We start from the raw sequence: 11,821 nt of genomic DNA on the forward strand, positions 1-11,821 counted from the left end.
ACGGTCGCGGCACGGCGCTCCGCGGGTAGTCGGCGCCCCGGTCCGCGTGCGCGGGTCCGCGGCAACGGCCGCGCCCGCGCTCACCCCTCTGAGTAGTCGGTCGTGCATCGTAAGTGACGGCCGCGTGAGCCCTGCCACAGGCCGGTCGCCGTGGCGGAAGCGCGGGTGACGCCCGTGGTCGCGGGCGGTCCCCGCCCCGCTCCGACGCCGTGGCTCGATCGCGGCACGTCCCTCCACCCTCCGACTACCCGTCGGAGGCGTCAACGTCGCGGCGGATCGTGTGGGACTTCTCCGAGATCAACGGCAGACCGGGTCTGTGGACAACCCCCCACGGTTGTCCACACAGTTGTCCACAGCGCTGTGGACAACTTGGGGATAACTCGGAGTTGTCCACAGGGAAGGAGTGTTTTCGCTGGTGGGGAGGGGCGTGGTTGGGGGTGTGGACGGCGCGGACATGCGACGAGCCGCCTCTCCGACGATGAGGCGGCTCGGTCGCGTCAGCCCGTGCGGCCGACCACGCGTGGCCCGGACCGGGCCGGCGGTCGGCATCCGGTCACAGGTACTGGCCCAAGCTGTGGCCGTGCCCGCCCTCCGGCTGGCCCTTGCCCGGGGGCAACGCGCCCCGGCGCATCTGCTCCAGCTGCACCCGCGCCGCCATCTGCTGCGCGAACAACGCGGTCTGGATGCCGTGGAACAGCCCCTCCAACCACCCCACGAGCTGGGCCTGCGCCACCCGCAGCTCCGACTCGGACGGCGTCGACTCCTCGTTGAACGGCAACGTCAGCCGTTCCAGCTCCTCCCGCAGCTCGGGCGCCAGGCCCTGCTCCAGCTCCCGGATGGACGAGCGGTGGATCTCCCGCAGCCGGTTGCGGCTGGCCTCGTCCAGGGGCGCGTGCCGCACCTCCTCCAGGAGCTGCTTGATCATCGTGCCGATGCGCATCACCTTCGCCGGCTGCTCGACCAGGTCGCTGACGTCCTGGCCGTCGCCCGACTCGGCGTTCGCGGCGGCCTGCGGCAGGCGGGCCGTGCCGATCGGCGTGCCGTCCTGGCCGATCACCACGACGCGGTGCTCCTGCTCGGCGGCGCCGATGCTCTCGTTGGGCTGGTTCATGCCCCCCATCCTGGCTCGCGACCGAGCGTGCCGGCGAGGGGGTCGGGGGGCGCCGACGGGGCGGGACTGCCAGCCCCGGGCGTCACGAGATTTGGCGTCCTCCGTACGGTGTCACGCATGGCGTTCGACGTCGCTCGGGTACGTGGGCTGTTCCCCGCGCTGGGCGACGGGTGGGTGCACCTCGACGCGCCCGCGGGCATGCAGGTCCCCGAACAGGTGGCGACCGCGGTGTCCACAGCGCTCCGCGCACCCGTCTCCGGGCCGGGCGGGATCTTCCCCGCCTCGCAACGGGCCGAGGCGATCGTGGAGGCGGCCCGCAGGGCCGTCGCCGACCTGGTGGGCGCGGAGCCGGCCGGCGTCGTGCTCGGGCCGAGCGCGGCCGTCCTGCTCCAGCGCCTGGCCGACGCCCTCGGCGACGGCTGGCTGCTGGGCGACGAGGTCGTGGTCTCGCGCCTGGACCACCCGGCGAACATCGCGCCGTGGCAGCGCGCCGCGCAGCGCTCGGGCGGCACCGTGCGCTGGGCCGAGATCGACATCGAGACCTGCGAGCTGCCCGCGTGGCAGTACGACGACCTGCTGTCGACCCGCACGAAGGTGGTCGCGCTGACCGCCGCCTCCGGCGTGGTGGGCACCCGACCGGACCTGCGGACCATCACCGAGGCCGCGCGCGGGGTCGGCGCCCTGGTCGTGGTGGACGCGTCGGGCGCGGCGCCGTTCGTCCCGCTGGACATGGCCACCATGGGCGCGGACGTCGTCGCGGTGTCCGCCTCCGCGTGGGGCGGGCCGCCGGTGGGCGCGCTGGTGTTCCGCGACGCCGGCATGCTGGACCGGCTGCCCTCGGTCGCGCTGGAGCCGGGCGCCCGCGGCCCCGAACGGCTGGAGCTGGGGCCGCACGCCTACCCGCTGCTGGCCGGGTTGGTCGCCTCCGTCGACTACCTCGCCGAGCTCGACGACGTCGCGGTCGGCCCCCGGCGCGAGCGGCTGCTCACCTCGCTGGGCTCGGTCAAGGCCTACCAGGCGGGGCTGCTGGCCAACCTGATCAGCGAACTGCGGGCCCAGCGGCACGTCATGGTCATCGGCGACGCCATGCGCCGCATCCCCGCGCTGGCGTTCACCGTCACCGGGGCCAAGGCCTCGGACGTCGTCGAGCACCTCGCGGGACGGGGTGTGTGCGCCTTCTCCGACCCCGGCCAGCACGGCGTGTTCGCCGCGTTGGGCGTGGGCGAGGTCGGCGGGGCGATCCGGGTGGGCCTGGCCCACTACACCAACGCCGTCGAGGTCGACCAGCTCGTGCGGGCGGTGGCCGAGCTGGGCTGACCGGTCCGGTCCGGTCGTCGGTGAGTGCGGGTCGGTGACTGCGGGTCGGTGGCCGGGCGTCGGCGGGTGTGCTCGGTGGTGCGTGCTCGGTGGGCGGAGAGCGACGCGGGAGGTCGCGTGGAGGGGGCGCTGGCGCGAGCGGTCGCCGACCTCGGCGCGTGGCTCCGGTTGGCCCCGCTGCTCACCGAGTACCTGCCGTTCCCCGACCGCGCGTTGCGGCCGGCGGCGCTGGCCGCGCTGCTCGACGAGGTGCTGGTGGGCAACCGGACGGTGTTGTTGGAGCTGGGGAGCGGCCCGTCCTCGGTGGTGCTCGCCCGGCTGCTGGCGCGGCGCGGCTTCGGCCGGCTGCTGTCGATCGAGCACGACGAGCGCTGGGCGGCGTTCGTCAACCTCCAGCTCCGCAGGGAGGGGCTGCACCACCTGGTCCGGGTCGTGCACGCGCCGCTGGCGCCCCACCCGGCCGGGCTCGACGGGCTGCCCTGGTACGCGCCGACGTTGGTGCGCGACGAGGTGACGGCCTACGTGGAGCGGTTCGGTCTGGTCGACCTGCTCCTGGTGGACGGACCCGACCGGGCGGAGGCGTCGACAGCGGACGCGGCCCTGCTGCGGTTTCCCGCGATGCCGGTGCTGCGGGGCGCGATGGCCCCGGGCGCCAGCGTGCTGGCGGACGATGCCGAGGCCAGCGCCGACGTGCTGAGCCGATGGGCCGAGGAGTACGGAACGACGTTCCGGCGGAACCCGGCCACCGGCCTCGCGCACTGCGTGCTGGCGCCGGGCTGACTTCCCCGCGACGCCTCGCGCGCCCGGCCCTCCGCCCGCCCTCTCCTGTTGACAGCCCCCACCCGCCCTGGGGGGCGAGCCCTGCTCCAGCCTATCGAGAACCAACCGCCCGGCGAAGGACGAACCGCCAGCCTGTGGACAACTGGGCGGCCTGTGGACAACCAGGCCGTTTCCGGCGGAAACGAGTTGCCCGAACGCGCGCGGGGGAGTAGAGGAACTCAGCTCCGCACCGTGAGGATGATCTTCCCGAGGACGCCGCCGTCCTCCATCATCTGGTGCGCCCGCGTGGCCTCCTGCACCGGCATCGTCGCGTGCACGATCGGGCGAACCCTGCCGTCGGCGACCAGCGGCCACAGGTGCTCGCGCACCTCGTTCACGATCTCGGCCTTGCCGCCCGGCCCCTCCACCGGCCGGCCGCGCAGCCCCGTCCCGGTGACGCTCGCCCGCTTCGTCAGCAGCTTGCCCAGGTCCAGCTCGGCCTTGCGCCCGCCCTGCATGCCGATCACCACGAGACGGCCGCCCGTGGCCAGCACGTCGACGTTGCGGCCCAGGTACGCGGCGCCCATGTTGTCCAGCACCACGTCCGCGCCGTGCCCGTCCGTCGCGGCCCGCAGCTCCGCCACGAAGTCCTGCTCGCGGTAATCGATCGCGATGTCGGCGCCCAGTTCGCGGCACTCGTCCAGCCGCGGCCCGGAGGCGGTCACCGCGACCCGCGCGCCCAGCGCCTTGCCGACCTGGATCGCGTGCGTGCCGATCCCGCCCGAGCCGCCGTGCACGAGGAGCACCTCGCCGGCCCGCAGCCGCGCGCCCATCACCACGTTCGACCACACGGTGCAGGCCACCTCGGGCAGGCCGGCGGCGTTGACGAGATCCACCCCGGAGGGGATCGGCATGAGCTGGGCCGCCGGCACGGCCACCCGTTCGGCGTACCCGCCGCCGGCGAGCAGCGCACACACCTCGTCGCCCACCCGCCAGCCGCTCACACCGGGCCCGATCGCCGCGACCGTGCCCGAGCACTCCAGGCCGAGCACCTTGGACGCGCCGGGTGGCGGCGGGTAGAAGCCCTGCCGTTGCAGCAGGTCAGCCCGGTTCACGGCGGTCGCGACGACGTCCACCAACACCTTGCCGGGGCCGGGCACCGGGTCGGGCAGCGCCGACCACCTCAGCACCTCCGGGCCACCGGGTTCGCGCACCGTGATCGCGTACATGCGACGACGCTAACGGAGGAAACTCCGTCGCCGCACGACGGGTGCGCGCGACAGCATCCCCGCATGGCCGAAAACCCCGACCCATGGCCCTTGCGCCACCTGGTGCTGCGGACCCCGCGGCTGGAACTGCGACCCGACGACGACTCCGGCCTGTTCGAGCTGGCCGAGGAGGCGCGCCTCGGTGTGCACCCACCCGAGGAGATGCCGTTCGCCGTGCCGTGGACCGACGCCCCCGCCGAGACGCTCGGGCGCGAGATGCTGCAGTTCTACTGGTCCCAACGTGCGGCGTGTCGCCCGAACGACTGGACGGTGCACTTCCTGGTGCGCCTGGACGGGCGGGTGATCGGGACGCAGGGGATCAGCGCGTCCGACTTCGCCGTGACGCGGGAGGTGCAGACCGGGTCCTGGCTGGGGATGCGGCACCAGGGCAGGGGATACGGCGTCGAGATGCGCGCCGCCGTGCTCGGGTTCGCGTTCGACCACCTGGACGCCCTGCAGGCGCGGTCGGACGCGTTCGTGGACAACGCGGCGTCGCTCGCGGTGAGCCGGAAGCTCGGGTACGTCGAGGACGGCACGACCCGGCGGGTGCGGCGGGGACGGCCGGTCGTCGACCAGCGACTGCTGCTGACCAGGGAACGCTTCGCCGAGCACCGTCCCGGATGGACGGTGGAGGTCGCCGGCCTCGCCGCGTGCCGGCCCCTGCTGGGCGCGGTGAACACCAACGGAGAACACCGACGATCGACCCCTTGACCCCCTGTGAGCCAGACGTCAGGCTTCGCCGGAATCGGGTACCGAGCCCACCCGGCTGGTCACCCTGCGTAGCTACTGAGGGGAGCTGTCCATGGCTTCTGCCAGACGCGTGCTGTGGAGCGCGCTCGGCGCGGTGTCCTGCGCCGCGATCACCCTGGCCGCCGCGCCAGCCCACGCCGAGCCGGCCGCCGCGGCTCCGGACGGGCCGGCCCTGGCCAGGCAGTTGGTGCGGAAGGTCAACGTGGACGGGGTGAACCGCCACCTCGTCGCCTTCCAGCGCATCGCGGACAGCAACGGCGGCCGCCGGGCGTCCAGCACCCCGGGGCACGAGGCGTCGGTCAACTACGTGGCGGGCAAGCTCCGGGACGCCGGGTTCGACGTCAGCGTGCAGGAGTTCCCGTTCACCTACACGCAGACGCTGGCCGAGCGGCTCACCGCGGGTGGGAAGGACCACCAGGTCCGGATCATGCGGTACTCGCCGTCCACCCAGAAGGACGGTGTCACCGCGCCGCTGGCCGTGGTGCCGGTCGACGCGACCCCGGGCTGCGAGGCCGAGGACTACGCGGGTGTCGACGCCAAGGGCAGGATCGCGCTCGTCCAGCGCGGCGGTTGCGGCTTCGCGCAGAAGCAGCAGGTCGCGGCGCAGGCCGGCGCGGTGGCCGCGCTGGTCTACAACAACGAGGACGGCGAGGTCAACGGCACCCTGGGTGAGCCCGACGCCGGGCGGATCCCGACCGGTGGCGTCACCAGGGCCGTGGGCGAGGCGTTGGCCAAGCAGCCGGCGCAGCCGGTCACCCTCGACCTGCGGGCCCTGCGGGAGCAGCGCACGTCGAAGAACGTGATCGCCCAGACCCGGACCGGTCGCACCGACAACGTCGTGATGGCCGGTGCGCACCTGGACAGCGTCACCGACGGGCCGGGCATCAACGACAACGGCACCGGCTCGGCCGCGCTGCTGGAGACCGCCCTGCAGCTGGGCAGCAGGCCCAAGGTGAACAACGCGGTGCGGTTCGCCTGGTGGGGCGCCGAGGAGTTCGGCCTGGTCGGCTCCACGCACTACGTGCGCAACCTCGGCTTCGAGCAGCAGCTCGACCTCGCGCTGTACCTGAACTTCGACATGTTGGGCTCGCCCAACGCCGCGTACCTCGTCTACGACGGCGACGACTCGGACAAGAAGGGCGCGGGCTCCGGCCCCTACGGCTCCGCGCAGATCGAGAAGGCGTTCATCGACTACTACAAGGCCAGGGGTATCGAGACCGAGGGCACCGACTTCGACGGTCGCTCGGACTACGGCGAGTTCATCGCCAAGGGCATCCCGGCGGGCGGCGTCTACTCCGGCGCCGAGGTCATCAAGACCGAGGCCCAGGCCGCGAAGTGGGGCGGCAAGGCCGGCGTGGCGTTCGACCCGTGCTACCACCACGCGTGCGACAACCTCGGCAACATCGACCGCAAGGCGTTGGACCGCAACGCGGACGCGGTGGCGTGGGTGGTCGCCTCCTACGCCGTGAGCACCGAGGACGTCAACGGCGTCCCGGCGCGGGAGAAGCGTGCCGACGCGCGTGCGAAGCAGCAGCGGGCCGCTGTCGCCAAGCCGCACGTCAGCAAGGGCGAGAACCTCGCCTGAGAACGGAACAAGGGAGGGGCAGGTCGCATCTGCGACCTGCCCCTCTCCGTTTCCACGCGGGTAGATAGCCCTCGGGGCCCCAGATATCCACATTGGACTGTCCGATGTGGACAGCTTTGACCTTGGGAGGTCAACGGGCGGTTGTCCTGAGTCCCTCGTGCACCGCCCGTTGTCGGTGGGTCAGCCCAGATCGTTGGTGTCGAAGGTGTTGCACCTCGTGGGCTCGCCCGTCTGAAGGCCCGTGGTGAACCACTTCTGGCGTTGCGCGGAGCTGCCGTGGCTGAACTGCCCCTCGTTCACCCGGCCGCTGCCCAGGTTCTTCTGGATGTAGTCGTCACCGATGCGGGCGGCAGCGTCGAGCGCGCGGTTCACGTCGTCCTTGGTGACCTCCGCGATGAGCGGCTTGCCGCTCGCCGTCGGCGTGCGGGTCGCGTGGTTCGCCCACACACCCGCGTAGCAGTCGGCCTGCAACTCCAGCCGAACCGAGCCCGAGGTCGGACCGGTTTCGCCGTGCCGCACCCGGCTCGACGTGCCGAGCAGGTTCTGCACGTGGTGGCCGTACTCGTGGGCGAGGACGTACGCCTCGACGAACGGCCCGCCCTCGGCCTTGAACCGCGTGCGCAGGTCCTTGAAGAAGGACAGGTCGATGTAGACCTTGGCGTCGGCGGGGCAGTAGAACGGGCCGACGGCGGAGCTCGCGCTGCCGCACCCGCCGGTGTTCACCCCTCCGGCGAAGAAGTTCGTCGGCGCTTGGCGGTAGGTGCGACCGGACCGGGCGAAGTAGTCCGTCCAGTAGCCCTGGATGGAGTTGATGGTGGCGACCAGGGCGCAGTCCTGGTCGCGGTTGGCGTCCGCGCCGCTCTTGCACTTCTCCTTGAGCTGGCTGTTGTCCGCCTGCTGGCCCGGCGCGAGCCGGTCCAGCGACAGTCCGGGCGGCGCCGTGCCACCCCCGCCGCCGAACTGGTTGAGCAGGAAGAAGAGCAGCAGGCCGACGACGCCCAGGCCTCCTCCGCCGAGCGCCACCCGGCCACCGATACCGCCACCTGACCCGCGCAGGTCCTCGACCTGCGACGTGTCGAGCTCGGCGTCTTCGTTGAACCGCACCGCATCCTCCCGGAGCGAGAGCTGCCCGCTGGGCGGGCCGTGGACGTCAGCGTGCCCCCGCCTCGGCGCCCGGCCGAGGCGCGGTGCACCACCGACGATAGGCCCGCGCGCGTGCGGGCGGGAGCGGCCCCCGGGTACGGGTCCGCGCGTCTCGCCGGCCCCGGCTACACCCTTCGGGCGACGTCCTGGATCACCCGCTGGGACCGTGCGAAGGTCGACACCTGTTCGGGCCCCACCGGTCCGGTGGGGCCGCACCACGGGAAGGGGAGTGAGCATGGCCGGTCACCTGGGCGACTTCCAACTGGAGATCTACCTCAGGGGCCTGGCCGGCGAACGACCCGAACTGCCGGTCACCTACGACGAGTTGGAGGTCGCCGCCCGGGGTGCGATGACCGCGGAGGCCTTCGCGTACGTGGCCGGCGGGGCCGGCAGCGAACGCACGCTGCGGGCCAACCGGGCCGCCTTCGACCGATGGCGGCTCGTGCCTCGGATGTTGCGGTCCGTGACCGATCGCGAGTTGTCCACCGAGGTGCTGGGCACCCCGATGGCCGCACCGGTGCTGCTCGCGCCGGTGGGCACCGCCAGCGTCATCCACCCAGACGCCGAGCGGGCGCAGGCTCGCGCGGCCGCCGACCTCGGACTGGCCAGCGTGTTGTCGACGGCCGCGTCCACCTCGATGGAGGAGGTGGCCGCCGCCGCTCCGGAGGCGAATCGCTGGTTCCAGCTCTACTGGCCGAACGACCCGGAACTCGCGGAGTCCCTGGTTCGTCGCGCCGAGCGCGCGGGTTACCGGGCGATCGTCGTCACCGTCGACACCTGGACCATGGCCTGGCGGCCCCGTGACCTCGCTCTGGGACACCTCCCCTTCCTGCACGGGCACGGGCTCGCCAACTACTTCTCCGACCCGGTGTTCCGGTCCCGCCTGGCCGCGCCGCCCGAGTCCGGACCGGAGGCACGGCGGGCCGCGATCCTGGCCTTCACCGGGCTGTTCGGCAACCCCTCGCTGTCCTGGTCAGATCTCGCCACCCTCCGCTCGTGGACCACGTTGCCCGTGTTGGTGAAGGGCGTGTGCCATCCCGACGACGCTCGCGCCGCCCTGGACGCCGGGGCCGACGGCGTGGTCGTGTCCAACCACGGCGGCCGGCAGGTGGACGGCGCCCGCGCCGCGCTCGACTGCCTCGTGGACGTCGCCGACGCCGTCGCGGCCCGGGGACCGGTGCTGTTCGACTCCGGAATCCGCTCCGGCGCGGACGTCCTGGTCGCGTTGGCGCTCGGGGCGGACGCCGTCCTGGTCGGGCGTCTCTGGGCCTTCGGGCTGGCGCTCGCCGGGCACCGTGGGGTGGTCCACGCGATGCGAGCCCTGCTCGCCGAGCTCGACCTGACCATGGCCCTGGCCGGGTACCGCTCGCCCGCCGATCTCGACCGGAGGGCCCTCGCCTTCGAGAGGTGAGTGCCTTGTTCCCCTCAGGGTGTTCGGGGACATCGTCAGCAGCCGTCCACCTGGGCGTTGCCACGGCGTCACCTGGATGAGTTTCTGTTCCCCGCGGGCTGCGTCGGGCTCTCGTCCGTGCTTCTCCCGGCGTCGTCGGGTGGCACCAGACGTTCATCCGGCGCTCGCCTCGGTGTTGGGAGCTTCTGTCACGCTGGGTTCGGGCCGACGCGGGGATCCGTGTTCTGGCCGGCCGAGCAGGGCGGTCGTCCAGCGCGATCCCCGGGTCGCGCCTTGGTGGGGAGGATGTGTCGTGGGGCGTCAGCGAGTCCTCGCGTGGGTGGCCGGCGCGGTGTCCGGTGTCCTCGCCTCGGCGTTGGCGATGCCGGCGGTCGCGGTGGCTGACGCGTCGCCCGCGCGTCTCGGGGGAGTTCGCTTCGCGACCTTCAACGCCTCGCTGAACCGGGACACCGAGGGCCAGCTCCTGAAGGATCTGTCCACACCGGACGATCCCCAGGCCAGGAAGGTGGCCGAGGTCCTGCAGCGGGTGCGGCCGGACGTGGTGCTGCTCAACGAGTTCGACTTCGTCGAGGGCGGCCGCGCGGTGGACGCCTTCCGCCGCAACTACCTTGAGATCGGCCAGGGCGGCGCCCAGCCGGTCCACTACCCCCACGTGTGGACCGCCCCGGTCAACACGGGTGTGCCCTCCGGCTTCGACCTGAACAAGGACGGTCGAGTTGGCGGTGGCGACGACGCCTGGGGCTTCGGCCTGTTTCCAGGCCAGTACGGCATGGTCGTGTTGTCGCGGCACCCGATCGACGCCGCGGCGGCGCGGACCTTCCAGAACTTTCGGTGGCGGGACATGCCGGGCGCGCTGCTGCCGGACGACGCGAGCACGCCCCGCCCGAACGACTGGTACTCCGACGAGGTGTTGGCCCGCTTCCCCCTCTCCTCGAAGTCGCACTGGGACCTGCCGGTGCGGGTCGGGGGGCGGAGCGTGCACTTCCTGGTCTCGCACCCGACCCCACCCACGTTCGACGGCCCCGAGGACCGGAACGGGCGGCGCAACCACGACGAGATCCGGTTCTGGGCGGACTACGTGCGTCCGGGTCGGGCGGACTACGTCTACGACGACGCCGGACGCCGGGGCGGCCTGCCGGTGGGCGCGCCGTTCGTGGTCGCCGGGGACCAGAACGCGGACCCGCTGGACGGCGACAGCGTGGACGGGGCCATCAACCAGCTCCGACACGCGCCCCGCGTGATCGACCTGTTCCCCGTCAGCACCGGCGCGGCCGAGGCCGCGGTCCTGCAGGGCGGTGCGAACGCCAGGCATCGTGGTCCCTCCTTCCTCGACACGGGTGACTTCGACGACCGCTCGGTGGGCAACCTGCGGGTGGACTGGGTGTTGCCGTCCCGTCCGCTGCTACCGCTGCGTTCCGGCGTGTTCTGGCCGCCCCGCGAGGACCCGCTGTCGCGACTCAACGACGCTTCCGACCACCACCTCGTCTGGGTCGACCTGCTGGTCCCCGGGGGCCGGTGAGGACGCGTGCCGTTGCCGTGCTGGCTGCGGGGCCTTGGCGGCCGCCCGCTGCCCCGCCACCACCGCGCCGAGCACCAGAGCCGCGCCGACGAGCTGCGGGGCCGTGAGCGCCTGGTCGAGCACCGCCCAGCCCAGCAGCGTCGCGACCAACGGGCTGACCAGCGCTAGCAGGGACGTCGCCGCCGCCGGAAGGCGACGGAGTCCGGCGAAGAACACGGCGTAGGCGAAGGCCCCGCCCAGCACCGACAGCCAGGCGAACCCGGCCACCGCGCGGAGGTCCACCGCCGGCGGCGCGCCCTCCACCAGGCCGGCCAGCAGGATCAGCGCCAGCGAGCCGCCGAGCAGCTGCCACGCCGTCGCGGTGAGGCTGTTCACGCCGGGCGGAAGGCCCCAGCGGCGGGTGAGCACCATCCCGAACGCCATGGTCAACGCGGTGCCGAGGCCGGCGACCACGCCCACCGGGTCCAGCGACGCCGAACTCTGCAGCACCAACAGGGCGACCCCGACCATGCCCACGAGGGCGGACACGACCTGAGCGGGACGCGCCCGCTCGCCGAGCAACGTCGCGGCGAGCACCACGACCAACAGGGTCTGCACCGAGCCCAGGATCGCCGCGACCCCGCCCGGGAGCCGTTCGGCGGACACGAACAGCAGGGCGAAGAAGGCGCCGATGTTGAGCGTGCCCAGCAGGAGCGAGCGCCACCACCAGGAGCCCCTGGGCAGCCCCGGTCTCAGTGCGATGAGCAGAAGTCCCGCGGGCAGCGCGCGCAGTGTCGCCGCCCAGAGCGGATGTCCTGGGGGCAACAGCGTCGCGGTGACCAGATAAGTCGTGCCCCAGAGGGCGGGAGCGAGCGCGGTCCGGAGCAGGAGGGCGGCGTGACCCATGGGGACTCCTCGGGTTCAAGTTTCTCGACTTCGAGAAGTCTGGGCCCCGGGTTGCCCGAAGTCAAGAAGCTTG

Annotated in this window: 10 protein-coding genes; 6 read left to right on the plus strand and 4 right to left on the minus strand. The window is 72.8% G+C overall.

Features of this window, described 5'->3' with window-relative positions; all coding sequences use genetic code 11:
- Window positions 1-553 precede the first annotated feature (553 nt).
- Window positions 554-1,111 carry a bacterial proteasome activator family protein gene (locus BUE43_RS03945; protein ID WP_073479886.1) on the minus strand — a complete coding sequence of 186 codons (558 nt, stop codon included), beginning with the start codon at window positions 1,109-1,111 and terminating at the stop codon, window positions 554-556.
- A 117-nt stretch (window positions 1,112-1,228) separates the two neighbouring features.
- Between BUE43_RS03945 and BUE43_RS03950 the strand changes: the two genes are divergently transcribed.
- Together BUE43_RS03950 and BUE43_RS03955 are read left to right on the plus strand one after the other, a co-directional pair.
- Window positions 1,229-2,428 carry a cysteine desulfurase-like protein gene (locus BUE43_RS03950; RefSeq protein ID WP_073479887.1) on the plus strand — a complete coding sequence of 400 codons (1,200 nt, stop codon included), beginning with the start codon at window positions 1,229-1,231 and terminating at the stop codon, window positions 2,426-2,428.
- A gap of 117 nt (window positions 2,429-2,545) precedes the next feature.
- Complete coding sequence (locus tag BUE43_RS03955; protein ID WP_073479888.1) at window positions 2,546-3,208, plus strand: class I SAM-dependent methyltransferase; 663 nt, start codon at window positions 2,546-2,548, stop codon at window positions 3,206-3,208.
- A 218-nt stretch (window positions 3,209-3,426) separates the two neighbouring features.
- On the opposite strand, the gene BUE43_RS03960 is transcribed toward BUE43_RS03955, so the two are convergent.
- Entirely contained in the window at window positions 3,427-4,416 is a 990-nt protein-coding gene (locus BUE43_RS03960; protein ID WP_073479889.1) for an NAD(P)H-quinone oxidoreductase, read from the minus strand.
- 63 nt (window positions 4,417-4,479) lie between these two features.
- Here BUE43_RS03960 and BUE43_RS03965 point away from each other — a divergent pair, with 63 nt between their 5' ends.
- Window positions 4,480-5,166 carry a GNAT family N-acetyltransferase gene (locus tag BUE43_RS03965; RefSeq protein WP_073479890.1) on the plus strand — a complete coding sequence of 229 codons (687 nt, stop codon included), beginning with the start codon at window positions 4,480-4,482 and terminating at the stop codon, window positions 5,164-5,166.
- A gap of 91 nt (window positions 5,167-5,257) precedes the next feature.
- Window positions 5,258-6,790, plus strand: coding sequence for a M28 family metallopeptidase (locus BUE43_RS03970; RefSeq protein ID WP_073479891.1), 1,533 nt, complete (start codon window positions 5,258-5,260; stop codon window positions 6,788-6,790).
- A gap of 180 nt (window positions 6,791-6,970) precedes the next feature.
- On the opposite strand, the gene ypfJ is transcribed toward BUE43_RS03970, so the two are convergent.
- Window positions 6,971-7,894, minus strand: coding sequence for a KPN_02809 family neutral zinc metallopeptidase (gene ypfJ / locus BUE43_RS03975; protein ID WP_073479892.1), 924 nt, complete (start codon window positions 7,892-7,894; stop codon window positions 6,971-6,973).
- Window positions 7,895-8,168: 274 nt separating this feature from the next.
- Here ypfJ and BUE43_RS03980 point away from each other — a divergent pair, with 274 nt between their 5' ends.
- Window positions 8,169-9,344 carry an alpha-hydroxy-acid oxidizing protein gene (locus tag BUE43_RS03980; RefSeq protein WP_073479893.1) on the plus strand — a complete coding sequence of 392 codons (1,176 nt, stop codon included), beginning with the start codon at window positions 8,169-8,171 and terminating at the stop codon, window positions 9,342-9,344.
- A 361-nt stretch (window positions 9,345-9,705) separates the two neighbouring features.
- Complete coding sequence (locus BUE43_RS03985) at window positions 9,706-10,863, plus strand: endonuclease/exonuclease/phosphatase family protein (RefSeq protein ID WP_083959365.1); 1,158 nt, start codon at window positions 9,706-9,708, stop codon at window positions 10,861-10,863.
- Here the strand turns inward: BUE43_RS03985 and BUE43_RS03990 are convergent.
- A complete protein-coding gene (locus BUE43_RS03990) occupies window positions 10,747-11,748 on the minus strand; it encodes an EamA family transporter (protein WP_073479895.1) in 1,002 nt (333 codons plus the stop codon). The two genes, BUE43_RS03985 and BUE43_RS03990, sit on opposite strands and share 117 nt — an antisense overlap.
- Between the last annotated feature and the right edge of the window lie 73 nt (window positions 11,749-11,821).

Origin of the sequence: Streptoalloteichus hindustanus (genome assembly GCF_900129375.1) — a bacterium.
GTDB lineage: Bacteria > Actinomycetota > Actinomycetes > Mycobacteriales > Pseudonocardiaceae > Streptoalloteichus > Streptoalloteichus hindustanus.

Excerpts from the sequence above, each read along its gene's own strand:
- BUE43_RS03945 (WP_073479886.1), bottom strand. The coding sequence starts at position 1,111 with ATGAACCAGCCCAACGAGAGCATCGGCGCCGCCGAGCAGGAGCACCGC.
- BUE43_RS03950 (WP_073479887.1), top strand. The coding sequence starts at position 1,229 with ATGGCGTTCGACGTCGCTCGGGTACGTGGGCTGTTCCCCGCGCTGGGC.
- BUE43_RS03960 (WP_073479889.1), bottom strand. The coding sequence starts at position 4,416 with ATGTACGCGATCACGGTGCGCGAACCCGGTGGCCCGGAGGTGCTGAGG.
- BUE43_RS03965 (WP_073479890.1), top strand. The coding sequence starts at position 4,480 with ATGGCCGAAAACCCCGACCCATGGCCCTTGCGCCACCTGGTGCTGCGG.
- BUE43_RS03970 (WP_073479891.1), top strand. The coding sequence starts at position 5,258 with ATGGCTTCTGCCAGACGCGTGCTGTGGAGCGCGCTCGGCGCGGTGTCC.
- BUE43_RS03980 (WP_073479893.1), top strand. The coding sequence starts at position 8,169 with ATGGCCGGTCACCTGGGCGACTTCCAACTGGAGATCTACCTCAGGGGC.
- BUE43_RS03985 (WP_083959365.1), top strand. The coding sequence starts at position 9,706 with ATGCCGGCGGTCGCGGTGGCTGACGCGTCGCCCGCGCGTCTCGGGGGA.
- BUE43_RS03990 (WP_073479895.1), bottom strand. The coding sequence starts at position 11,748 with ATGGGTCACGCCGCCCTCCTGCTCCGGACCGCGCTCGCTCCCGCCCTC.